The 23345-nt window shown below is 68.6% G+C and carries 15 protein-coding genes, 1 tRNA gene and 1 pseudogene; all 17 read left to right on the top strand.

Features of this window, described 5'->3' with window-relative positions:
- Positions 1-478 (top strand): annotated as a pseudogene (locus B5F23_RS09795) (hypothetical protein); the annotation flags it as partial.
- Between the two features lie 64 nt (positions 479-542).
- A complete protein-coding gene (locus B5F23_RS09365) occupies positions 543-878 on the top strand; it encodes a YbaB/EbfC family nucleoid-associated protein (RefSeq protein WP_206392348.1) in 336 nt (111 codons plus the stop codon).
- Between the two features lie 11 nt (positions 879-889).
- Entirely contained in the window at positions 890-1498 is a 609-nt protein-coding gene (gene recR / locus B5F23_RS09360) for a recombination mediator RecR (RefSeq protein WP_087354213.1), read from the top strand.
- Between the two features lie 26 nt (positions 1499-1524).
- Positions 1525-2331 carry a hypothetical protein gene (locus B5F23_RS09355; protein ID WP_087354210.1) on the top strand — a complete coding sequence of 269 codons (807 nt, stop codon included), beginning with the start codon at positions 1525-1527 and terminating at the stop codon, positions 2329-2331.
- A gap of 131 nt (positions 2332-2462) precedes the next feature.
- Positions 2463-2539: transfer RNA gene (locus B5F23_RS09350), tRNA-Asp, on the top strand.
- A 128-nt stretch (positions 2540-2667) separates the two neighbouring features.
- A complete protein-coding gene (locus tag B5F23_RS09345) occupies positions 2668-3360 on the top strand; it encodes an HAD family hydrolase (RefSeq protein WP_087354208.1) in 693 nt (230 codons plus the stop codon).
- Positions 3361-3396: 36 nt separating this feature from the next.
- Complete coding sequence (locus B5F23_RS09340; RefSeq protein ID WP_087354204.1) at positions 3397-3930, top strand: RrF2 family transcriptional regulator; 534 nt, start codon at positions 3397-3399, stop codon at positions 3928-3930.
- On the top strand, positions 3927-4799 hold the full coding sequence (locus B5F23_RS09335) for an adenine glycosylase (protein WP_087354200.1): 873 nt from the start codon (positions 3927-3929) through the stop codon (positions 4797-4799). Before B5F23_RS09340 ends, B5F23_RS09335 begins: the two co-directional genes overlap by 4 nt.
- Positions 4800-4876: 77 nt before the next feature.
- A complete protein-coding gene (rbr, locus tag B5F23_RS09330; RefSeq protein ID WP_164484264.1) occupies positions 4877-5422 on the top strand; it encodes a rubrerythrin in 546 nt (181 codons plus the stop codon).
- Between the two features lie 429 nt (positions 5423-5851).
- Positions 5852-7978 carry a 1,4-alpha-glucan branching protein GlgB gene (gene glgB, locus B5F23_RS09325; protein ID WP_087354197.1) on the top strand — a complete coding sequence of 709 codons (2127 nt, stop codon included), beginning with the start codon at positions 5852-5854 and terminating at the stop codon, positions 7976-7978.
- A gap of 118 nt (positions 7979-8096) precedes the next feature.
- The gene (locus B5F23_RS09320; RefSeq protein ID WP_087354195.1) at positions 8097-10526 is read left to right on the top strand and encodes a glycogen/starch/alpha-glucan phosphorylase; all 2430 of its coding nucleotides are present in this window, start codon (positions 8097-8099) and stop codon (positions 10524-10526) included.
- 57 nt (positions 10527-10583) lie between these two features.
- Positions 10584-11732 (top strand): glucose-1-phosphate adenylyltransferase, encoded by a 1149-nt coding sequence (locus tag B5F23_RS09315; RefSeq protein WP_087354192.1) that lies wholly within the window; start codon positions 10584-10586, stop codon positions 11730-11732.
- Positions 11733-11734: 2 nt separating this feature from the next.
- Positions 11735-12829: a glucose-1-phosphate adenylyltransferase subunit GlgD gene (gene glgD, locus B5F23_RS09310; protein WP_087354189.1), complete on the top strand. Its 1095-nt coding sequence runs from the start codon at positions 11735-11737 to the stop codon at positions 12827-12829.
- A 16-nt stretch (positions 12830-12845) separates the two neighbouring features.
- The gene (gene glgA, locus B5F23_RS09305) at positions 12846-14345 is read left to right on the top strand and encodes a glycogen synthase GlgA (RefSeq protein WP_087354185.1); all 1500 of its coding nucleotides are present in this window, start codon (positions 12846-12848) and stop codon (positions 14343-14345) included.
- A 3-nt stretch (positions 14346-14348) separates the two neighbouring features.
- On the top strand, positions 14349-17606 hold the full coding sequence (locus B5F23_RS09300) for a 4-alpha-glucanotransferase (RefSeq protein ID WP_087354182.1): 3258 nt from the start codon (positions 14349-14351) through the stop codon (positions 17604-17606).
- Between the two features lie 601 nt (positions 17607-18207).
- Positions 18208-19293 (top strand): hypothetical protein, encoded by a 1086-nt coding sequence (locus tag B5F23_RS09295; RefSeq protein WP_143786402.1) that lies wholly within the window; start codon positions 18208-18210, stop codon positions 19291-19293.
- 161 nt (positions 19294-19454) lie between these two features.
- Positions 19455-22892: a transcription-repair coupling factor gene (gene mfd / locus B5F23_RS09290; protein ID WP_087354175.1), complete on the top strand. Its 3438-nt coding sequence runs from the start codon at positions 19455-19457 to the stop codon at positions 22890-22892.
- Positions 22893-23345: the final 453 nt, after the last annotated feature.

The following is a 23345-nucleotide window of genomic DNA, read 5'->3' as shown; positions in this document are numbered from 1 at the left end:
TCCCAGGGCATGGGGTAGTCCGGCGCCCCAGCAGGCCCCGGACTACCCCATGCCCTGGGACGCCCCGGCCCCCGCGGCGGCGAGCGAGCCCCCGGTCGACGACGTCGTTCCCTACACAGACGCGGACGCAACCCCCTACGAGGACACCCCCGAGCCCGCCATGTCCGCCGCCCCCGCCATGCCCGCCGCGCAGGCGCCGAGCCCGTCGGGAGTCCCCGGCGCCTTCCTCGCCGCGACCCGCACGGCGGGCGACGAGCGCGGGGCGGGTGGGGAAGACCCCGCCGCCTCCCTCACCCCCGAGTTCGCCGACATCGCCTCCATGCTGACCGCGGCGTTTGGCACGCCGCTCTCCGTGAGTGTGGAGTCTGCGGCAACGACCTCCGACGAGGACGCCGCGGCCGAGCTCGCCTATGATGAGGGGCTGGACGCGGACTCGGGCTTCACCGACGAGCCCATGGACGACGGGGACGACGACTAGCCCCGCGGCACGACCACGCACTTCTCGCCAGGCCACGCGCCAGGACCACGACGAAAGGAACACCATGGCCAAGGGATTCAACATGGGCGGCATGAACCGCAACCAGATGATCGCGCAGGCGCGCAAGATGCAGGAGCAGCTCATCGCCGCGCAGCAGCGGGCTGCCGAGACCGAGGTCTCCGCGAGCGCCGGCGGCGGCGCCGTCAAGGTCACGGCGAAAGGCGACCTGCGCCTGACCTCGCTCACCATCGACCCCGAGGTGCTCGACCCCGAGGACGTCGAGATGCTGCAGGACATGATCCTGGCGGCCGTCAACGACGTGCTCGAGTCTGCGGAGCAGGCCGCGAGCCAGCAGATCGGCGCCGCCACCGGCGGCCTCAACATCCCGGGCCTGTTCTAGGCGCCGCCGCGATGGACGCAGGCATCAACGACGGCCGCGCGCTCCAGCGCCTGCTCGACGAGCTGGGGCGCCTTCCCGGCATCGGGCCCAAGTCGGCCCAGCGCATCGCCTACCACATCCTGGAGGCGGACGCCGAGGAGGCGCGTCGCCTCGCCCACGCGATCCTCGAGGTCAAGCAGCAGGTCCACTTCTGTCCCGTGTGCTTCTCCTACGCCACGCGCGACACCTGCGACGTCTGCGCGGACGCCACGCGCGACCGCTCCTCGGTCTGCGTGGTCTCCGAGCCGCGCGACGTCACGGCCATCGAGCGGACGGGCAGCTACCACGGGCTCTACCACGTCCTGGGCGGCGTCATCAGCCCCATGGACAAGATCGGCCCCGACCAGCTCCACGTGCGCGAGCTGCTTGCGCGTCTGGCCGACGGCGAGGTCGGAGAGGTCATCCTGGCGACCAACCCCGACGTCGAGGGGGAGACCACGGCCACCTACCTCGCGCGCGTCATCCGGCCGCTCGGCGTGCGCGTCTCGCGCCTGGCGAGCGGGCTGCCCGTGGGCGGCGATCTGGAGTACGCTGACGAGGTCACCCTCGGTCGGGCAATAGAGGAGCGCCGGGAGCTCTAGGAGCAGGCGGGAAGGGAGCACGGGTCATGGCAAGCGAGAAGAACCGTCGGGCCGCTCACGTCGCCGGACACATGGGCGCGTCCCCGCGCCGTCGCCGCCCCGCCGCGCCCGAGGTGAGCCAGGAGGACCGGATCACCACCATCCGCTCCGGCCAGGGGGCCACCGTCACCACGCGCAAGAACGCCGCCCAGGCGGCCCGCCGCGCCCGGCGCAACGCCGAGCGGCGCTACTACGAGCGCCACCCGGAGGCGCGCGAGTCCGGCGTGGGGCCGGAGCGCAGCGGGCGGAACGTGGTTCTTCTCGTCGTGCTCTCCGTCCTGGCGCTCGCGATCGTCTTCTTTGTGGGGAGCTGCGTGACGGCGCTGCTCAACCCCGCGCCCGACACGCCGAGCGTGGAGGAGACCCAGAACGAGCAGCGCCCGCCCGAGTCCGCAACGGGCCAGGGCGAGCCGGACGCGGAGAACGAGCAGGCGGCCGTCGACGGGTCCGTCTCGTACAGGGGGGAGAGCTACGCGCTGCAGCAGCAAGACGACGGCCTCATGGGCGTGGTCTGCACCGCGGGGGACGGCACGAGCGAGGTGCTGTTCAAGGTCGAGGGCACGCCGGCGGCGATCATGCGCCACGGCGTCACGATCCTGGTGCCCGAGAACCGCGACGGGGGCTGGGACGTGGTCTGCTACGTCATAGACGGCCACTCGGACCCCAGCTACGTCGTGGCCGAGGACGGCTCGAAGGTGAGCGGCTCCGGCGACGTGGTGTCGGCCGAGCTCGACGGAACGACGCTCAGGGTGAGCGACTCCACGGGCGCCACCACGGAGGTCACGCTCGGCTAGCGGCGGGGTGCCCGTGAGCTGGCCCTTTCCCGTCACGAGCGGGTCTCTCCGCGCGCGGGGAAACTTTTTTGAAATTGGGGCTTGCCATGGGGTGCTCCGATATGTAAGAATAGCCCTCGCGCAAGGCGAACGGGGTGTTAGCTCAGCTGGTTAGAGCGCCGGCCTGTCACGTCGGAGGTCGAGGGTTCGAGTCCCTTACATCCCGCCATTGCACTGTCTGAGGGCCCCGGGAGGGGCCCTTTTTCATACCCGTCCGTCACGTCTGGCCGACCCGCGCCCCGTCATTGCTCGCGACGCGGTATCATATGCCGGTACGGCGACGCGAGGACGGATCCCATGCAGCCCAGCTCAGCTGACAGCATCCACAAGGTGGCGGTCTTTGACTTTGACGGCACCTCCATCGGGGGGCAGTCGGGCGCGCTCTTCACGCGCTACCTCTTTGTGAGCCGGATCATGTCCGTGGGGAGGCTCGCGCTTCTCGTCTGGTGGGGCATCCGCTACAAGCTCCACCTGCCGTACCGGCAGGGCGAGGCCCGGGAGCTCGTCATCGGGGCCCTGCGCGGCCGCAGCTCCGAGGAGATAGACGCCATCATGGAGCGCTTCCACGACGAGGTCCTCGCGCCGCGCTACCGAGACCAGGCGCTCGCCGAGGTCAGGCGCTGCCACGAGGACGGCCTCGTGGTGCTGCTGGTCTCGGCGACCTTCGAGCCGATCGCCAAGGTGGCGGCCCGCAGGATGGGCATGGACGGCTTCGCCGCCACCAAGATGCAGCGTGACGCGAGCGGCCGCTACACGGGCCAGGTCGACGGCCCGGTCGTGGCGGGGGAGGAGAAGTACCGCGCGGTCGTCGCCTGGTGCGACGAGCGCTTCGGCCCCGGCGCCTGGGCGCTCGAGGCCGCCTACGCGGACCATCACAGCGACTCCGACCTCCTCTCCCACGCGCGGCACGCCTACGCCGTCTGCCCGGGCAAGACGCTCGCGGTGAGCGCGCACCGCAACGGCTGGCCGATTTTGGACTGGGACGACTAGCTCGGGCCGTCCGCGACGCGGCCCGCGGGAGGGGACATGGACATTTCCAGGAAGACCGACTACGCGCTGCGCATGCTCGCGGCGCTCGTGAGGGACCCCTCGGGCGTGGTCTCGGTCCGCACCGCGGCGCGCGAGAACGGCGTCCCCTACTCCTTCGCCCGCTCGATCCAGCACGACCTGGCGGTGGCCGGGATCGTGGAGAACGCGCGCGGCGCCAACGGGGGGATGCGCCTCTCGGTCGACCCGCGCCAGACCACGCTGCTCACGCTCGTCGAGGCGGTCCAGGGGCCTGTTGCCATCTCGTGCTGCTCGAACCCGGCCGGCGACGGGGAGCCGTGCCCCAAGCGCCCGACCTGCCACTTCTCGCCGGTCTGGTGCAACGCCGAGCTGCTGCTGCGGGCCTTCTTCTCCTCGGTCACCCTCCACGAGCTCGTCTGCGAGGGGCGCTCCCCGCTGTTCAGGGGGACCTTCGAGGTCGTGGGCGACGAGGAGGCCCGTGCGGCCGCCCGCCTGGACCGCGCCGACGCCCCCGGCACGCCGTCTGTCCCTGAGGGGGACGCCCGCGCATGAGCGACGCCCTCGACCTGGAGGCCTTCCGCTCCCTCGTCCTGGAGCGCGGGCGCGAGCTCTACCGAGACCTCCCCTGGCGCCGCACGCGCGACCCCTACGCCGTCTGGATCAGCGAGGTGATGCTCCAGCAGACGCAGACCACGCGCGTGGACGGGCGCTGGCAGCGCTGGCTCGCGCGCTTCCCCACGCCCGCCGCGCTTGCCGCCGCCGACCCGGCCGACGTGCTCGACGAGTGGCAGGGGCTCGGGTACAACCGTCGCGCGCTCGCGCTGCACCGGGCGGCCCGGGCGGTCTGCGAGTCGGGCGGCGCGCTGCCCGAGGACGCCGTGGCGCTCGAGGCGCTCCCCGGCATCGGTCCGGCGACCGCCGCCGGCATCCGCGCCTTCGCCTTTGACCTGCACTCCGTTTACCTTGAAACCAACGTGCGCGCGGTTTTTCTCCACGAGCTCTTCCCGCGCGAGGAGCGCGTGGCCGACCGCGAGCTGCTGCCGCTCGTGCGCCAGACCTGCCCCGCGGACGCCAGCGACCCCGCCGACGACCCGCGCACCTGGTACTACGCCCTCCTCGACTACGGCGCCTACCTCAAGCGCACCGTGCCCAACCCCTCGCGGCGCTCGAGCGCTCACACTCGCCAGTCCCGCTTCGAGGGGTCGCACCGCCAGAAGCGCGCCGAGCTGCTGCGCGTTCTTCTCGCCCATCGTGAGAATGCGGCCGGGGGTGTGGATTTTGAGACGATCTGCGGGGAGCTCGCATGCGCCGAGCAAAAGGCGGGTAGAAGCGCCCTAGGCGCCGCGGACGTGCGGGCCCTCCTCGAGGAGCTCGCCGCTGAGGGGTTCTGCCGGCAGGCGAACGGCGTCTGGACCGTCTAGCTGGTATGATGAGCCAATGCCGGGCACAGGACCCGGCAGGCATCGAACGTCCCCGCGGGGACAGGAGAGGAGCACCGATGGCAGTGGACTTTGAGAGCTCGCAGACCAAGAAGAACCTCGAGGCAGCCTTTGCCGGCGAGTCCCAGGCCACCAACAAGTACGCCTACTACGCGAGCAAGGCCAAGAAGGAGGGCTTCGTTCAGATCTCGGACATCTTCACCGAGACCTCGGGCAACGAGCGCGAGCACGCCAAGCTCTGGTTCAAGTACCTCCACGGCGGCGAGGTGCCCGACACCCTGACCAACATCCGCGACGCCGCCGCCGGCGAGAACTACGAGTGGACCGACATGTACAAGGGCTTCGCCGAGACCGCCGAGGCCGAGGGCTTCACCGAGATCGCCGCCAAGTTCCGCATGGTCGGCGAGATCGAGAAGCACCACGAGGAGCGCTACAACAAGCTGGCCGAGCGCGTCGAGAAGGGCGAGGTCTTCGCCCGCCCGGGCGTCAAGGTCTGGAAGTGCCTCAACTGCGGTCACCTGCACGTGGGCGCCGAGGCCCCGAAGGTCTGCCCGGTCTGCAACCACCCGCAGGCCTACTTCGAGGAGCAGGCGATCAACTACTAGCCGATAGGCACGCGGGGGAGCCCCCGGTTTGCACGCTGAGGTGCGCTTCGCGAAACCTCCGCTTAGCAAACCGGGGGCTCCGTGCTACGTCTGTGGTTTGCAGAGAGGTTGGGCTGGGGCCCCGACCTCTTTTTTTGTTGACCGCTTCGAGTTGATGCTGCGAGCGGCGAGAGGAACCTCCCGCCGCGAGGCGCCGGGGTTGGCTAAGCAGAGGTTTCGCGCAGCGCACCTCTGCGTGCCAACCCCGGCGCCCCGCTTGCGGCCCCTGGCTCTTCTCGCCGCCTCCCGGGCGCAACAGTCACATTCGCGGGTTTTTCATGGACATGCCGTTGACGGAACGCGCAAAATGAGTGTTGTTCTGCGCGCGGTTCGTAACCGCGTCGGATGCCCACGCACGGGGCGTGGCGCAAGACCATCGAGGAGTGAGACATGGAACCTCGCGATAGCACCCTCTACCTGAGCAACGACGACCTGTTCCTGTTCGCTCGTGGCGAGTGGTACAAGAGCTACGAGAAGATGGGCGCGCACCCCGCAGTCAACGAGGCGGGCGAGCACGGCTACCACTTCGCCGTCTGGGCCCCTGACGTGCGCAGCGTCCACGTCATCGGCGACTTCAACGGCTGGGACGAGGCCGCGACGCCGCTCATCGAGACCGAGACCGGCGGCATCTGGGAGGGCTTCGTCGCGGGCATCGAGGGCGGGTGCCTCTACAAGTACCTGATCTTCACCAACGACGGCGACAAGCTCTACAAGGCCGACCCCTACGGCTTCTACGCCGAGGAGGTCCCGGGCACGGCCTCGCGCACCTTCGACCTCGAGGGCTACGAGTGGGGGGACGCCGACTACCTCAAGTCCCGCTCCGAGCGCAACATGTTCAAGGAGCCGCTCAACATCTTCGAGGTGCACCTGGGCAGCTGGCGCCGCCACGGCGACGAGCCCCAGGGCGAGCCGCGCGAGGACGGGACCTACCCCGGCCCCGGCGATCCGTTCCCCGCGCAGCGCGGCACGTTCTACTCCTACGACGACCTGGCCGACGAGCTCGTGGCCTACGCCAAGGACATGGGCTACTCCCACGTGGAGATCATGCCCGTCAACGAGCACCCCTTTGACGGCTCCTGGGGCTACCAGCCCACCGGCTACTACGCGGCCACCTCGCGCTACGGCAACCCCAAGCAGTTCATGCACTTCATCGACGCCTGCCACGCCGCCGGGCTCGGCGTGATCCTCGACTGGGTGCCGGGCGGCTTCTGCGCCAACTCCGAGGGCCTCGCCACCTTCAACGGCGAGATGCTCTACGAGCACAAGATCCACCCCAACTGGAACACCCACCAGTTCGACTACTCGCGCGGCGAGGTCCGCAGCTTCCTCGTCTCCAACGCCCTGTTCTGGGCCGAGCGCTTCCACGCGGACGGCATCCGCATGGACGGCGTCTCCAGCATGCTCTACATGAACTTCGGCATCGACGACCCGGGCCAGAAGCGCTTCAACGAGAAGGGCACCGAGGAGGACCTCGACGCCTCCGCCTTCATCCGCCAGACCAACGCGGCCATGGGCAAGTTCCACCCCGACGTCATGATGATCGCCGAGGAGTCCACCGCCTGGCCGCTCGTCACCTACCCGCCCGAGAACGGGGGCCTCGGCTTCCACTTCAAGTGGGACATGGGCTGGATGAACGACACCCTGCACTACATGCAGACCGACTTCCCCTGGCGCCCGGGCAACCACCGCCTGCTCACGTTCTCGACGATGTACCAGTTCAACGAGAACTTCATCCTGCCGCTCTCCCACGACGAGGTCGTCAACGGCAAGTGCTCGCTCATCACGCGCATGCCCGGTGACTACTGGCGTCAGTTCGCCGGCATGAGGGCGCTCGCCTTCTACCAGATGACGCACGCCGGCGGCAAGCTCAACTTCATGGGCAACGAGATCGCGCAGTTCATCGAGTGGCGCTACTACGAGGGCATCCAGTACTTCCTCGCCGAGCAGTACGAGACCCACCGCCACCAGCAGCAGTTCGTCCGCGACCTCAACCGCTTCTACAACGAGCACCCGGCGCTGTGGCAGCGCGCCTTCGAGTCCGAGGGCTTCGAGTGGATCGACGCCGACAACGCCGACCAGTCCGTCGTCACCTTCATCCGCCGCGGCGAGGACCCGAAGGACGACCTCGTCATCCTCATCAACTTCGACGTCAACGCCCGCGAGGACTTCCGCATGGGCGTGCCGGAGTGGGGCGTCTACGAGGAGCTCTTCAACTCCGACGACGAGCGCTTCGGCGGCTCAGGCGTGGTCAACGCCGGCAAGCTCAAGTGCCAGGACAAGCCGTGGAACGGCCGCGAGCAGTCTATCGTCGTGCGCGTCCCGCCGCTGGCCGGCATGGTGCTCAAGAAGACCGGCACCCTGCGTCGCCCGGCCAAGAAGGAGGCGGCAAAGAAGGAGGCGGCAAAGCCCGCCGCCAAGAAGGCCCCGGCCCGCAAGCCGGCGGCCAAGAAGACGTCGACCGTAAAGGGGACGTCAGCTAAGAAGCCCGCCACGAAGAAGGGGTCTTCTGCGGAGTAAGCTAATACGGGGCCGCCGAGAGGCGGCCCCAGACGGGCCGGTCCCCGCGACGCCGGCCCGGCGCGAGGTTCTTCTCGCGTCCCTCTGTGTTCGTGTCGCCACGTACTGAGGAGCAGTTTTGACTAACAAGATCTTTGAGAGCGAGCAGGACTTCGTCGAGCAGTACCGCGAGGCGTGCGTTGCCAGGTACGGCACTCCCTTCGAGGAGCTCGCCGACCACGAGCGCTACTACGCCCTCGCCGAGCTCATCGCCAACAAGGGCCGCGCCATCTTCCCCGACTGCCACAAGAAGGAGGACAAGAAGGTCTACTACTTCTCCCTCGAGTTCCTCCTTGGCCCCCTGCTCGACAACTACCTGATCAATTTCGGCGTGCGCGACCTCGTCGCCAAGGGCGTCGAGTCGCTCGGGACCACCCTCGAGGACCTCTGCCGCCAGGAGGTCGACCCGGGCCTCGGCAACGGCGGCCTCGGGCGCCTCGCGGCGTGCTTCCTCGACTCCATGGCCCACGAGGGCATCGCCGGCTACGGCAACGGCATGCGCTACCGCTACGGCCTCTTCCGCCAGTACATCGAGGGCGGCCGTCAGGTCGAGCGCACGGACAACTGGCTCGCCAACGGCTTCCCCTGGGAGACCCGCAAGGACGGCAGCGCCGTGCTCGTGCGCTTTGGCGGCCAGGTCGTGCGCCACGAGGCCGACGGCAAGTTCTGGTTCACGCAGGAGGGCGGCGAGCTCGTGCGCGCCGTGCCCTACGACGTGCCCATCGTCGGCTACGGCGGCAAGGTCGTGAACAAGTTGCGCCTGTGGTCCGCCGAGCCCTACACCGAGGACTTCGACCTCGACGCCTTCAACGCCGGCGACTACGCGCGCGCCAACAAGTTCCGCTCGGACGTGGAGGCCATCTCCACCATCCTCTACCCCAACGACGCGGGCGAGCACGGCCGCATGCTGCGCCTCAAGCAGGAGTACCTGTTCGTCTCCGCCGGCCTGCAGACGATCCTGCGCACCTACGAGCGCGAGTTCGGCGCGGACTGGGAGCACCTTGGCGAGCACGTGTCGATTCACACCAACGACACGCACCCGGCGATGTGCGGCCCCGAGCTCATGCGCATCCTCGTTGACGAGAAGGGCGTGGACTTCGACCTGGCCTACAAGGTGGCCAAGGAGACCATCTCCTTCACCAACCACACGGTCATGCCCGAGGCGCTGGAGAAGTGGCCCATCAGCACCTTCCGCAACCTCCTGCCGCGTCTCTACATGTTCATCGAGGAGATCGACCGCCGCTACCGCGACAACCTTTCTCAGCACCTCTCGCCCAACGACGGCAAGTGGACCGACGTCCTGCAGAGCACGGCCATCCTCTGGGACGGCCAGGTCCGCATGGCCAACCTCTCGATCATCTTCTCGAACTCGGTCAACGGCGTCTCCGCGCTGCACACCCAGATCCTGAAGGACAGCGTCTTCCACGAGTTCTACGAGCTCATGCCGCACCGCTTCAACAACAAGACCAACGGCGTCTCCCACCGTCGCTTCCTGTGCGAGGCCAACCCCTCCTACTCCAAGCTCATCACCGACGCCATCGGTGACGGCTGGCTCGACGACGCCATGGAGCTCGAGAAGCTCGTGCCCTTCGAGCAGGACGCCAGCTTCCTCGAGGGCATGGAGGTCGCCAAGCGCAGGGACAAGGAGCGCCTCGCGGCCTACGTCAAGGAGACGGCGGGCGTCGAGCTCGACCCCGACACGGTCTTCGACGTGCAGGTCAAGCGCTTCCACGCCTACAAGCGCCAGCTGCTCAACGTCTTCAAGGTGCTCGACGTCTACAACCGCATCCTCACGGACCCGAGCTACAGCCCGCGCCCGACCTCGTTCATCTTCTCCGGCAAGGCCGCCCAGAGCTACACCTTCGCCAAGGAGGTCATCCGCCTCATCAACTCGGTCGCCGACGTCGTCAACAACGACGAGCGCGTCGCCGGCAAGATCCGCGTGGCCTTCGTGCCCAACTTCGCCGTCTCCAACGCGCAGCTCATCTACTCCGCCGCGGAGATCTCCGAGCAGATCAGCGTGGCCGGCGCCGAGGCCTCGGGCACCTCGAACATGAAGCTCATGATGAACGCGGCCATCACGCTGGGCACCCTCGACGGCTCCAACGTCGAGATCTCCGAGCTCGTGGGCCCCGAGAACATCAAGATCTTCGGCCTGCACGCCGACGAGGTCGAGGTGCTGCGCGCGAGCGGGCGCTACTACGCGTGGGATCAGTACAACGCCGACCGCGACCGCCTCGGCCGCATCGTGGACATGCTCACCGACGGCACGCTCGCGCGCCTCTCGGGCAACTTCGACAGCATCCACGACTACCTCATGGTCGACAACGACCCCGACCTCGTCCTGCGCGACTTCCACGCCTACGTCCAGGCGTGGGACGAGCTCACCGGCGCCTACGCGGACCGCTCCGCGTGGAACAGGTCGGCGCTCCACAATACCGCCAAGGCCGGATATTTCTCTTCTGACCGAACGATTCGTGAGTACATGGCTGACATCTGGCACATTTAGTCGTATGTGTTGGGGGCTTTCGCTCCCGTTTGTTGGGTTGTCGAAAGGAGTGGGGGTATGAGCAAGAAAGAGTGCATCGCAATGCTCCTGGCAGGCGGTCAGGGCAGCAGGCTCGGTGCGCTGACGAGCAACGTCGCCAAGCCGGCCGTCTCGTTCGGCGGCAAGTTCCGCATCATCGACTTCGCGCTGTCCAACTGCGCCAACTCGGGCATCACGACGGTCGGCGTGCTCACGCAGTACCGTCCGTACCTGCTGCACAGCTACATCGGGACCGGCGAGGCGTGGAACCTCGACGAGCGCGGCGGCGGCGTCGCGATCCTGCCGCCGTTTGCCACCCAGACGGGCGGCGCGTGGTACGAGGGCACGGCTGACGCCGTGACCCAGAACCTCGGCTACATCGAGACCAACGACCCCGAGTACGTGCTCATCCTCTCCGGCGACCAGCTCTATCGCATGGACTACGACGACATGCTCGAGGCCCACAAGAGGAACAACGCCGACCTCACGATCGCCGTCATGCCGGTGCCGTGGGAGGAGGCGTCGCGCTTCGGCATCCTCACCGCCGGCGAGGACGGGCGCATCACCAAGTTCACCGAGAAGCCCAAGAAGCCCGACAGCAACCTCGCGTCCATGGGCATCTACATCTTCTCGGCTGACGTGCTCATCAACTCGCTCAAGGAGGACGCGCTCGACCAGACCTCCGACCACGACTTCGGCGGCAACATCATCCCGAAGCTGCTCGAGGAGGGCAAGCGCCTGTTCACCTACGAGTTCAACGGCTTCTGGCGTGACGTCGGCACCATCTCCAGCTATCACGAGACGAGCATGGACCTCCTCGGGCCCAACCCCGCCTTCGACATCTTCAGCACCACGTTCCCGATCATGAGCAACGCCTCCACGCGCCCGCCCGCGTTCGTGGGCAAGGACGGCAGCGTGGACGACTGCCTCGTCGCCAACGGCTGCCAGATCTACGGCACCGCCAAGCACTCGATCCTCTCGACCGACGCCTACGTCGGCGAGCGCGCGACGGTCGTCGACTCGGTCCTCCTGCCGGGTGCCAAGGTCAAGGACGGCGCCCACGTCGTGCGCGCCATCCTCGGCGAGAACTCCGTCGTGGAGGAGAACGTCAGCGTCGGCAGCGTCGACCAGACGAAGGACACCGCCGTCATCGGCAACGACGTTGTCGTCGGAAAGGGGGAGAACTAGTCATGGAGAAGGTCATCGGCCTCATAACCTGCAACTACTCCACCAAGGAGTCGAGCCCGCTCACCGAGAGCCGCCCGGCCGCGTCGCTGCCCTACTTCGGCCGCTACCGCATGGTGGACTTCGCCCTGTCCAACCTCGTCAACTGCGGAATCCGCACCGTGGGCATGGTCATGCCGTATAACTACCGCTCGATCATCGACCACGTCGGCTCCGGCAAGGACTGGGACCTCGACCGCAAGAACGGCGGCCTGTTCATCCTTCCCGGCTCCGCGTTCGGCACCTCGCGCACCGGAGCCCGCTTCCTGCTGCGCGACCTCATCCACAACAAGGCCTACTTCACCCGCAGCACCTCCGACGCGGTGATCTTCTCGACGGCCAACTTCGTCTTCAACGTCGACCTCAACAAGGTCTACGACGCCCACAAGGCGTCCGGCGCCGACGTCACGGTCCTCACCAAGACCGCCCCCGAGAAGGACCCCGACGTCACGGCCTTTGACGTCGAGGACGGCCGCGTCCAGGGCGTGCACCACGGGGCGACCTTCGGCGAGAGCATGTTCCTCGACTGCTTCGTCATCGGCCGTCAGCTGCTGCTCGACATGTTCGACTGGTACGCCGCCACCGACTACCTCGACCTCTTCGAGGCCATGGCCGGCGACTTCGGCCGCGTCAACGTGCGCACCTACGACTACGACGGCTACGTGGCCCCGGTCTTCAGCAAGCGCGCCTTCTACCGCGCCAACATGGACCTGCTCAACCCGCGCGTCACCGCCGAGCTCTTCCCCGAGGAGCGCTCCATCAAGACCAAGACGCACGACACCCCGCCCGCCAAGTTCGAGGTCGGCTCGCGCGTCATCAACTCCGCCGTCTCCTCCGGCGACCGCATCTACGGCAGCGTGAGCGACTCCATCCTGGGCCGCAACGTCATCGTCGAGGCCGGAGCCACGGTGCGCAACTCCATCGTGATGCAGGGCTGCGTGGTCAAGAGCGGCGCCCGCGTCGAGAACGCGATCGTCGACCGCGCCAACGTCGTCCCGGCCGGCACCGAGCTGCGCGGCACCCCGGAGGACGTCCTCATCAAGGAAAAGGCTCACGAGTAGGCGAGGGAGAGTCACCGTGTCCACATCCGCTAAGCGCAGGAAGATACGCGTGCTCTTCGCGTCGTCCGAGGCCGTCCCGTTTGCCAAGACGGGCGGCCTGGGAGACGTGGCCGGCTCGCTGCCCCGCGCCCTCAAGCACGCCGGCGCCCGCGCCGCCGTGATCATGCCCAAGTACGCCTCCATCCCGCAGGAGTACCGCGACCAGATGAAGCACGTGGCCGACTTCTACGTGCCGCTTGCCTGGCGCAACGAGTACTGTGGCATCGAGAAGCTCACGCTGCAGGACCTCGACTTCTACTTCGTGGACAACGAGGCCTACTTCAAGCGTGACGGCCTCTACGGCTACTTCGACGACGGCGAGCGCTTCGCCTTCTTCTCCAAGGCGATCTGCGAGGCCATCGCCAAGGTTCCCGAGCTCGAGTGCGACGTCCTGCACTGCAACGACTGGCAGACGGCCCTGTGCTGCGTGTTCCTGCGCGAGTTCTACCGCGACGTGCCGCAGTGCGCCGACGTCAAGACCATCTTCACGGTCCACAACGTGAAGTTCCAGGGCCAGTACGGCGACAAGATGCTCGAGGAGGTGCTGGGCCTCGCCCACATCCCCGCCGCGCGCGACCAGCTCTACTGCGACGCCACCTCCATCAACTTCATGAAGGGCGCGCTCTGCTACGCCGACGCGCTCACCACGGTGAGCCCCAGCTACGCCTACGAGCTGCAGATGCCCTTCTACGGCGAGGGCCTCGACGACATCTTCCGCCGCCGCCAGGGCGTGCTCTCCGGCATCCTGAACGGCATCGACCAGACCATCTGGAACCCCTCCACCGACCCGATGATCCCGGCCAACTACTCCGCCAAGGAGCTCGAGAACAAGGCCGAGTGCAAGCGGGCCCTCCAGGAGGAGCTCGGCCTGGCCCAGGACCCCACGCGCCCGCTCGTCGTCTCCATCGGCCGCCTCACGGACCAGAAGGGCCTCGGCCTCGTGCGCTACGCGATGGAGCACCTCATGCAGCGCGGCGTCCAGGTGGCGATTCTCGGCACCGGCGACAAGGACCACGAGGACGCCTTCCGCTACTTCGACGCCAAGTACGGCGACCAGATGTGCGCGCGCATCGCCTTTGACAACGCGCTCTCCCACCGCATGTACGCCGGCGGCGACCTGCTCCTCATGCCGTCGGAGTTCGAGCCGTGCGGCCTCTCGCAGATGATTGCCATGCGCTACGGCACCCTTCCGGTGGTGCGCGAGACGGGTGGCCTGCGCGACTCCGTCGTGGCGTACAACAAGTACACGGGCGAGGGCACGGGCTTCTCGTTCGCCAACATGAACGCCGACGAGATGGCCGACACCCTCCTCGGCGCCTGCGAGATCTTCTGGACGGACCGTGACGCTTGGACTAAGCTCATGCTTCAGGCCATGGCGACAGACTTCAGCTGGCGTCGCGCCGCAAACGACTACATGGACATCTACCATGGTCTTCACCCGGAGATCATCAGGTACAACAAACGGAGAGACAGGTAGCGCTTGAAGGCTCGTCACGTTACATCAGAGTCCGAGTACAGAACCCCATTCGGTGCCGTCCAGCTGGGCGGCACCGTTTCGCTGAGTATCGACGTGTGGGGCGACGACGTCGTCTTCTGCACGCTGCGCGTCTGGACGGACGCCCACGGCGAGGAGCTCATCGAGATGCGAGGCTCCCGCATGGGTGACTACCTGCGCTTCTCGGCAAGCTACAAGCCTGCCGAGACCGGTGTGGTGTGGTACAGCTTTGACATCGAGGCCTCCGACGGCTCGGTGTGGCGCTACGGCGCGCGCGAGGGGTGGACCACGGGCGAGGGCACCTTCGCCTACGGCGACCCGCCGTCGTTTCAGATCACGGTCTACACGCCGCGCGCCCGGCAGCCGCGGTGGTACCGCGAGGGCGTCGTCTACCAGATCTTCCCCGACCGCTTTGCGCGCGGGGCGGACTGGGAGGAGCGCGCCGCGGCCTCGCTGGCAATCCGCCGCAAGGGCGGCCCGGGCCGCGCGGTGCTCGAGGACTGGGACACCCCGCCCTCCTACGCGCGGACCGAGGAGGGCGGCATCGAGCGCTGGGACTTCTACGGGGGCACCCTCGAGGGCATCCGCGAGAAGCTCGGCTACCTCGAGGACCTGGGCGTGACCGCGATCTATCTCAACCCCGTCTTCGAGGCGGCGAGCAACCATCGCTATGACACGGCCGACTACCTGCGCATAGACCCGATGCTTGGCGACGAGGAGAGCTTCCGCGCCCTGTGCGTCGACGCCGAGGAGCACGGCATCTCGGTCATCCTGGACGGCGTCTTCAACCACGTGGGCGCCGACTCGCGCTACTTCAACCGCTTCGGCACCTACCGCGAGCCGGGCGCCTGGCAGGGAGAGGGCTCCCGCTACCGCGACTGGTTCACCTTCAACGACGACGGGACCTACGCCGGCTGGTGGGGAGACCAGAACCTCCCGAGCGTGCGCTCGGACTGCGAGGAGTTCCACGAGCTCGTCTGCGGCCGTCAGGGCGTCATCCGCCACTGGCTGCGCTCCGGCGCCCGCGGCTGGCGCCTCGACGTGGCCGACGAGCTCACGGACGAGTTCATCGCGCAGATCAAGCAGGCGCTTCTCACGGAGAAGCCCGACGGGGTGCTGATCGGCGAGGTCTGGGAGGACGCCTCCAACAAGCTCGCCTACGGCAAGCTGCGCCAGTACTTCCAGGGCAGGGAGCTCGACGCCACGATGAACTACCCCGTGCGCACGGGGCTTCTCGCCTTCATACGCGGCGACATCGGCGCCTCCGAGCTGGCCGCGCGCCTCGAGCAGCTGCGAGAGAACTACCCGCGCGACAACTTCTACTCCGCCCTCAACCTCCTGGGCAGCCACGACCGCGAGCGCCTGTTCACGGTGCTCGGCGGCGCGCCCGACCCCGACTCGCTCTCCGAGGAGGAGCGCGCGTCCTACCGCCTCTCCGACAACCAGGTCGGGCTCGCGAAGGCGCGCCTGTGGGTGATGGCGCTGCTCCAGATGACGCTCCCGGGCGTCCCCTGCGTCTACTACGGGGACGAGCGCGGCGTCGAGGGCTTCCGCGACCCCTATAACCGCGCGAGCTTCCCGTGGGAGGGCGGTCACGCCGACTGCACCGCGATATACCGCAACGCCATCGCGCTGCGCAAGATGCTCCCGGTCCTGGTGGACGGCGAGTTCGAGCCCTTCTCGTCCGGAGAGGACGTCTTTGGCTTCTGGCGCCGCGGCGAGGGCGAGAGCGTCTGCGTCCTCGTGAACGCCAGCCTCGAGCGCGCCCACACCGTCAAGGTGCCGACGGGCGAGCGGCTCGTGACCGACGTGGTCTCTGGACGGCCGGCTCACGTGAGTCACGGCCAGGTCGAGGTCTTCATGTGGCCGCTCGGCACCTCCGTGCTGCACTTCCACGACGAGAGGCGCATGCAGCTCGTGCCGGAGCGCGGCATGGGCGTCCTGTGTCACGTGACCTCGATTCCCAACGACGGGCGACCGGGCACCCTCGGCGCCCCGGCGCGTCGCTTCGTGGACTGGCTCGCCGCCGGCGGTCAGAAGTACTGGCAGGTGCTCCCGGTCAACCCGCCCGACGCCTACGGATCCCCCTACGCGGGCCTCTCCGCGTTCGCCGGGGACGTGGGTCTTCTCGAGCGTGGCGCCGAGGAGACCCTCGCCGCGCTCGAGAAGATCGGCACCGACCCCGACTACCTCGAGTTCTGCCACGAGAACGACTACTGGCTCACGCCCTACGCCACCTTCCGCGCGGTGAAGGCGCTTCTCGGCGAGAAGCCCTGGCAGGAGTGGCCGGGCGTCTACCGCACCTTCACGCCGCGCCTCGCGGGCCATCCGCGCCTGGCCCGTGCCGTCGAGGACGAGCGGCGCCTCCAGTACCAGTTCCAGCTGGAGTGGGAGGACCTTCTCGGCTACGCGCACGAGCGGGGCGTGAAGATCATCGGCGACATGCCGATGTTCGTCTCGGTCGACTCCGCCGACGTGTGGAGCGAGCCGGACATCTTCGACCTCGACGAGGACGGGCGCCCGCGCCGCATGGCCGGGGCGCCGCCCGACGCGTTCGCGCCGGAGGGCCAGCTCTGGGGCAACCCGACCTACCGCTGGGACATCCTGCGCGAGCAGAACTTCGGCTGGTGGCTGCGTCGCTTCAGCCGCGCTCTGGCGCTCTACGACTACGTGCGCCTGGACCACTTTATCGGGTTCTCGTCGTTCTACGCCATTCCCGCGGGCGGCACCGCGGCCGACGGCGCCTACTCCTTCGGGCCGGGCCTCGACCTCTTCCGCGCCGCCTACGACCAGTTTGGCCCGCTGCCCTTCATCGCGGAGGACCTCGGCGCCATCACGCCCGCGGTCCGCGCGCTCGTGGCTGCCTCGGGGTTCCCGGGCATGGACGTGGCCCAGTTCTACGACGGCGACGTCCGCGAGAGCTACGTTCCGCGACCCGAGACCGTGGTCTACACCGGGACCCATGACAACCAGACGCTCGTGGGCTTCTGCGAGTCGCGCTACGGCCTCGGCCGCGACGAGGCCGTGGCGCTCGCCGACGGCATCATGGCCCGAGCGCTCGCCTCAGACGCCGCGCTGGCGATTGTCCCGCTGCAGGACATCCTTTCCCTGGGCGACGAGGCGCGCATGAACGTGCCGGGCGTTGCCGACGGCAACTGGACCTGGCAGGCCACCGAGGAGGAGGTCGCAGCCGCGGCTGGCCGCCTCGCCGAGCTTGCCGAGCAGGGCGGAAGGATTCTGTAGCGCCCCGGCGGGCGTCGCGGCGAGGCGACGCCCGCCCACGCACGCCTCGCCGCGGCGCTCGCCCGCGCCCGCCTCCCCGTCCGCGCTTAACAATCCGGGGTTATGGCAACGGACGGTCCCGGTGCGCTTAACAATTCCGGGTTATGGCAACGCGGCTCTTCTCGCCGCTTAAGAAAACCGGGTTATGGCAGTGACGGCATCCGTCGCTTGCCCGAAATGCTTAACAATCCGGGGTTATGGCACCACCCAGGGGTTCTTCTCGCCTGGCGAGAGGGGGACAACCCCGGATTGTTAAGCAGAAAAACGTTGAACTTTGCCACAACCCGGAATTGTTAAGCACGCCTCCGCGGCGAGAAGACCGCGCGGGACGTGTCAGGACATGCCGGCAGGGACGGAGTGACGTGCGGGCCGGGTCGTCCGGTCGGGAGGTCGCATTTTCCGGGCGGGCGGCTGGATTTGATGTCCGTTCTGAGGAGGGCTGCGCGGCAGAGAGAGGCGAGCTGGGCAAACGGGGCCTCTTGAAGTTTCGTGGAAGACTACGGTAAGTCGGCTGGAAGGCTGTCGAGCGCGCGCCTTCCTGCCGGGGGCTATGCTCGGGCTCATGGATGCCTTCGTTTCACATACCACCGCACTTGAGGTGCTCCGCAGGTGGGACCTGCGGGGGCGGCTCGCACGGGGCGAGCGCTGCGTCGCGCACGTGCCGCCACGCCCTCCTTCCGGCCGCGAGCTCGAGGAGCTCCTCGCCCCGGGGACGCTGCTCGGAAGCCTGCCCCGGCCGATCGACGTGCTGGTTGCGGACGGGCGTGGCCGCACGCGCTCATGCGACGTCCGCGCACACCTGCAGGCCGGGCCCCTGCCGGAGGGGTCGGCCGTCGACCTGGGCGAGGGGCTGCTCTGCACGTCCCCCGAGCACCTGCCCGTCCAGATGGCGAGTCGGCTCACGGACCTCGAGCTCACCTGTCTGCTCTCCGAGCTCCTGGGCCTCTACGCCATCGACCCGTGCCAGGACGAGGGGATGTTCCAGCGCGACGAGCCCCTCACGACCCCGGATCGCGTGCTCGCGCACCTCGCGCGACTGGGCGGGCGCCACGGCGTCGATCGGGTGCGCCGCGCGCTGGGCCGGGCATGCGTGCGCTCCGGGTCTCCGCGGGAGACCAAGCTCGCGCTGCGCCTCTCGCTCAGGCCGGCGCTGGGCGGGTGGCACCTCAACCTGCTCTCGATGAACGAGGGGCTTGCGGTGCGCAGGCTTGGCGAGTGCCCGCGCTCCGGCGTTCGCCGGCCGGACATCTTGATCGGGTCGCCGGACGGAAGCGAGGCGGTGGCCGTCGAGTACCTGGGGAGGAAGCACGAGCTGCCGGCCCGCATGGTGCAGGACGTGGCCCGTACCAACGAGCTCAAGGCGCTGGGGGTCAGCGAGTACCTGGTGCGCCGTGAGCAGTACGACGACCTCGACTACATGGACGCCCTGGTGGAGAAGATCCGTGGCGAGCTCGGCTACCCGCGCGTGGGGCTGACCCGTGCGTCGGCGCGGGAGCGACGCGAGCGGCGGGAGGAGCTCTACCGCGAGCTCGAGCACATCGACGGAGTCAGCTGGCTCGGTCGGAAGCGGGAGCGCGCCCGGGCGGCGATGCGCTCCGCGGGCGAGGGGACGTGCGAGCTGGTCCCGCTTGAGGCGTATGGCGCGTGATGGCGGGCACCCTTCTCGCCAGGCCCGGACGGTTCGGCCCGGATTTTGTGAGCAGCCTGCGCCCAACGAGCTCGCCCCGGGTACAATGGGGCGAGAAGAACCGACTTTCGCGCACCGACCCCGCCTGCCGGGGCCGGCGCCCATCTGTGTAGAGGACCCCCATGCTCATCGATCGCGTTTCTCGCCAGCTGCTCTCGTGCCCGGAGCTCAGCCCGCTCGTGCGGGAGCTCGATGCCGGCCGCGACGCCTCGCTTGCCGTGGCGCAGTCCGCCCGCCCGCTCGTCCTCGCGGCCCTCTGGGCGGCGAACCCGCGTCCCTGCCTGCTCGTGGTCTCCGGCGAGGAGGCGGCGGACCGCACGGCGCGCGCCCTCGCGGCGTGGCTCGGGCAGGACGTGGTGGGCCGCTACCCCGACCGTCGTGACCGGCCCTGGGCAGATACCGCCCCCGACGACGCCGTCGTCGGCGCACGGTGCCGCTCCGTCGCGCGCCTTGCGGCCGGGGAGGGCTGCGTGATCGTGGCGTCAGCCCACGCCCTGCTGCGTCGCGTTCCGCCCAAGGGCAGCGGCTACTTCGCCTCGAGCACCTTCTGCGTGGGCGAGGAGGTCCCCTTCGAGGACGTTCCCGCGCTGCTCGTGGGCATGGGCTACAACGACGCCGGCGACGTGGACGCGCCCGGCACCTTCCACGTGCACGGGGACTCCGTCGACGTCTTCCCCGCGCAGGCGACCGCGCCCGTGCGGATCGAGTTCTTTGGCGACGAGATCGACCGCGTGCGCCGGATGGTCCCCTCGACGGGGCAGACCATCGGCGAGCTGAGCGAGGTGACGGTCTCGCCGTGCCGCGAGCTCGCCCTCACGGACGAGACCGTCGCCCGCGCCGAGCGGGCGCTGTTCAAGGAGGCCCAGGAGAGCACCAAGGTGGCCGCCGACCTGGAGCTCATTCGCCAGCGTGCCGCAGCCCCCGCGCTCGAGCGCTACCTCCCGCAGCTCTACGGCGCCACCGCCTCGCCGCTCGAGCACCTCTGCGCTGGCGCGCTCGTGGTGCTCGCCGAGCCACGAGCCCTCTTCGACGACTGCATGCGCGAGGCCGACGAGGTCCTCTCCGCGGCCAACGCGGCCCGCGTCTCGCTCGAGGGGCTCTACACCTCGCCGCGCGAGATGGACTTTGGCAGCCAGCAGCGCCTGTCCTTCTCGTCCATGCTGCGCGCGGGCACCGGTGCGTCCACGGCCGAGCTCGCCGTGCGCCAGCCCCAGATCGCGGGCTCCGACACAAAGCTCGTCGGGCGCGTGCGCCAGCTCGTGCGCGACCGCTCGGCCGTGCTCTTCGCGGTCCCGGACCGCGGCGCGCGCGAGGCGCTCGAGCTGCGCCTCTCCGACGAGAACATCCCCTTCGTTGAGTCGCTGGGCACGGCGGCCGAGAACAACGACCCGCAGGTACCGCCCCTCGCGCGCGGACAGGTCACCTTCACCGACGCCCCCGTCCCCGCGGGCATCGAGGTGCCGGGCGCGAGCCTGGCCGTCCTCTCGGTCTCCGATCTCAGCTCCCGCACCGCAAAGGCCCGGCGCCGTGCACGCCGCGTGGACCCCACGAGCGTGACCTTCCCGTTCAAGCCGGGCGACTACGTGGTCCACGCGACGCACGGTATCGCGCTCTTCTCGGCGATCGTGCGCCAGGAGGTCGCGGGGCGCGAGCGCGACTACTTCCTGCTGGAGTACGCCGGCGAGGACAAGCTCTTCGTGCCGCTCGAGCAGGTCGACCGCCTCACGCGCTACGTGGGCCCGGACGGCAGCAGCCCGCGCCTCACGCGCCTCAACACCGCGGACTGGAGCCGGGCTACGAACAAGGCGCGCAAGTCCGCGAAGAAGCTCGCCTTCGACCTCGTGGACCTCTATACGCGCCGCTCCTCGGTCCCGGGGTTTGCCTTCTCGCCCGACACGCCGGTCCAGCAGGAGATGGAGTCGAGCTTCCGCTACGAGCTCACGCCCGACCAGCGCTCCGCCATCGCCGACATCAAGGCCGACATGGAGGCGAGAAGGCCCATGGACCGGCTGCTCTGCGGAGACGTGGGCTTTGGCAAGACGGAGGTCGCGCTGCGGGCGGCGTTCAAGTGCTGCCAGGACGCCAAGCAGGTGATGGTGCTGTGCCCCACGACCATCCTGGCGCAGCAGCACTTCGAGACGTTCTTCTCGCGGTTTGCGCCGTTTGACCTCAAGGTGGCCGTGCTCTCGCGCTTTGTGACGCCGGCGCAGCAGCGTCGCGCGCTCGAGGGCTTCGCGGACGGATCGGTGGACGTGCTCATTGGCACGCACCGCCTGCTCTCTGCTGACGTCAACCCCTACGACCTGGGGCTCGTTATCATCGACGAGGAGCAGCGCTTTGGCGTGCAGCACAAGGAGCAGCTCAAGAACATGCGCGAGCAGGTGGACGTGCTCACGCTCTCGGCCACGCCCATCCCGCGCACGATGCAGATGGCCATGAGCGGCGTGCGCGACATGAGCCTCATCATGACGCCGCCGCCGGGGCGCCTCCCGGTCAAGGTCACGGTGGGCGAGTGGGACCCGGACGTCGTGAGCGCGGCGATTCGCGAGGAGCTCGCGCGGCGCGGACAGGTCTACTACGTGTCCAACCGCGTCCACACGATCGACGACGCCGTGAGCCGCGTCATGGAGGCGGCGCCGGAGGCCCGCGTGGGCGTGGCGCACGGCAAGATGAGCGCGCGCGAGGTCGAGGACGTCATGCTGCGCTTCCAGGAGCACGAGATCGACGTGCTGGTGGCCACGACGATCATCGAGAGCGGCATCGACAACCCGCACACCAACACGCTCATCATCGAGGACTCCCAGCGCCTGGGCCTGGCGCAGCTCTACCAGCTCAAGGGGCGCGTGGGGCGCGGCCGCACCCAGGCCTACGCCTACTTCATGTTCCCGGCCGAGCTGCCGCTCACGCCCGAGGCCACCGACCGCCTTACGGCCATCAACGAGTACCAGGACCTCGGCAGTGGCATGAAGATCGCGATGCGCGACCTCGAGATTCGTGGCGCCGGCTCGCTCATGGGCGCCGAGCAGCACGGCAACCTCTCCAGCGTGGGCTTTGACCTCTTCACGCAGATGCTCGGCGAGGCCGTGGCCGAGGCCCGCGGCGAGACGCGCGACGTGGATCAGGCCGAGGTCACCATCAACCTCCCGGCCGACTTCTTCCTGGCCGAGGAGTACCTGCCGGACGTGGACCGTCGCGTGCTCGTGTACCGGCAGCTCGCCGCGGCGGTGGACCTGGCCGAGGTGGACGCCGTGCAGCGCGAGTGCGAGGAGCGCTACGGGGCGCTGCCGCTCGCGGGGCGCAACCTCTTCGACCGCGCCCGCGTGCGGATCCGCGCGCAGCGCCTGGGGTGCGCGAGCGTGTCCCTGGCGGCGGGGCGTCTGGTCTACCAGGGGCTCGTTGTCCCGCGCGCGGTGGCGCTCGAGCTCAAGGGGCGCGGCGGCGTGGTGTACCCCAAGACGAAGAAGGTGGCCTACCCGTTCCACCGCACCGAGGAGGAGGTCATGCCGGCCGCGCTCGGCGTGCTCGAGCAGGTCGGCGGCGACGACGAGGCGGACGAGTAGCAGGCGAGAAGTGCGTGCGGCTTGCGGACGGTCTGCAGGCGCGGACCGTCCGAAAGTCGCACGTTCTTCTCGCCGCTTGCGGTGAGGCTTAGTAAATCCGGGTTATGGCAATCGGGGGCGGTGGAGCGCTTAGAAATCCGGGGTTGTGGCACTGATCGCCTGGCGAGAAGAACCTCAAAGCCGTCTCTGGCGTGCCATAACCCGGAATTGCTAAGCAATCGTTGGTCCGCGCCCTGCCACAGCCCGGAATTGTTAAGCAGCCTGAGACGGGCCGTTGCCACAACCCCGGATTGTTAAGCAGTCTGGCAGCGCTCTCTGCCATAACCCCAGATTGTTAAGCGGTCGAGAGGCTCTTCTCGCCGCTTGCGGTCTATCGCCGACCGCCCGCCGCGCCTCCGGTTATGTTTCGACGCTGTTTCGGGGACCCTAAGTGAGTTGGGTTGCCACAGGGGC

It is taken from the genome of Olsenella sp. An188, from assembly GCF_002160255.1.
In the GTDB taxonomy this organism is placed as follows: domain Bacteria; phylum Actinomycetota; class Coriobacteriia; order Coriobacteriales; family Atopobiaceae; genus Thermophilibacter; species Thermophilibacter avistercoris.
Note: the sequence above shows the minus strand (reverse complement) of the source record. Positions and strands in the feature narration are given on the sequence as shown.

Excerpts from the sequence above, each read along its gene's own strand:
- glgB (WP_087354197.1), top strand. The coding sequence starts at position 5,852 with ATGGAACCTCGCGATAGCACCCTCTACCTGAGCAACGACGACCTGTTC.
- B5F23_RS09345 (WP_087354208.1), top strand. The coding sequence starts at position 2,668 with ATGCAGCCCAGCTCAGCTGACAGCATCCACAAGGTGGCGGTCTTTGAC.
- recR (WP_087354213.1), top strand. The coding sequence starts at position 890 with ATGGACGCAGGCATCAACGACGGCCGCGCGCTCCAGCGCCTGCTCGAC.
- mfd (WP_087354175.1), top strand. The coding sequence starts at position 19,455 with ATGCTCATCGATCGCGTTTCTCGCCAGCTGCTCTCGTGCCCGGAGCTC.
- rbr (WP_164484264.1), top strand. The coding sequence starts at position 4,877 with ATGGCAGTGGACTTTGAGAGCTCGCAGACCAAGAAGAACCTCGAGGCA.
- B5F23_RS09365 (WP_206392348.1), top strand. The coding sequence starts at position 543 with ATGGCCAAGGGATTCAACATGGGCGGCATGAACCGCAACCAGATGATC.
- glgD (WP_087354189.1), top strand. The coding sequence starts at position 11,735 with ATGGAGAAGGTCATCGGCCTCATAACCTGCAACTACTCCACCAAGGAG.
- B5F23_RS09315 (WP_087354192.1), top strand. The coding sequence starts at position 10,584 with ATGAGCAAGAAAGAGTGCATCGCAATGCTCCTGGCAGGCGGTCAGGGC.
- B5F23_RS09340 (WP_087354204.1), top strand. The coding sequence starts at position 3,397 with ATGGACATTTCCAGGAAGACCGACTACGCGCTGCGCATGCTCGCGGCG.
- B5F23_RS09335 (WP_087354200.1), top strand. The coding sequence starts at position 3,927 with ATGAGCGACGCCCTCGACCTGGAGGCCTTCCGCTCCCTCGTCCTGGAG.
- B5F23_RS09295 (WP_143786402.1), top strand. The coding sequence starts at position 18,208 with ATGGATGCCTTCGTTTCACATACCACCGCACTTGAGGTGCTCCGCAGG.
- B5F23_RS09355 (WP_087354210.1), top strand. The coding sequence starts at position 1,525 with ATGGCAAGCGAGAAGAACCGTCGGGCCGCTCACGTCGCCGGACACATG.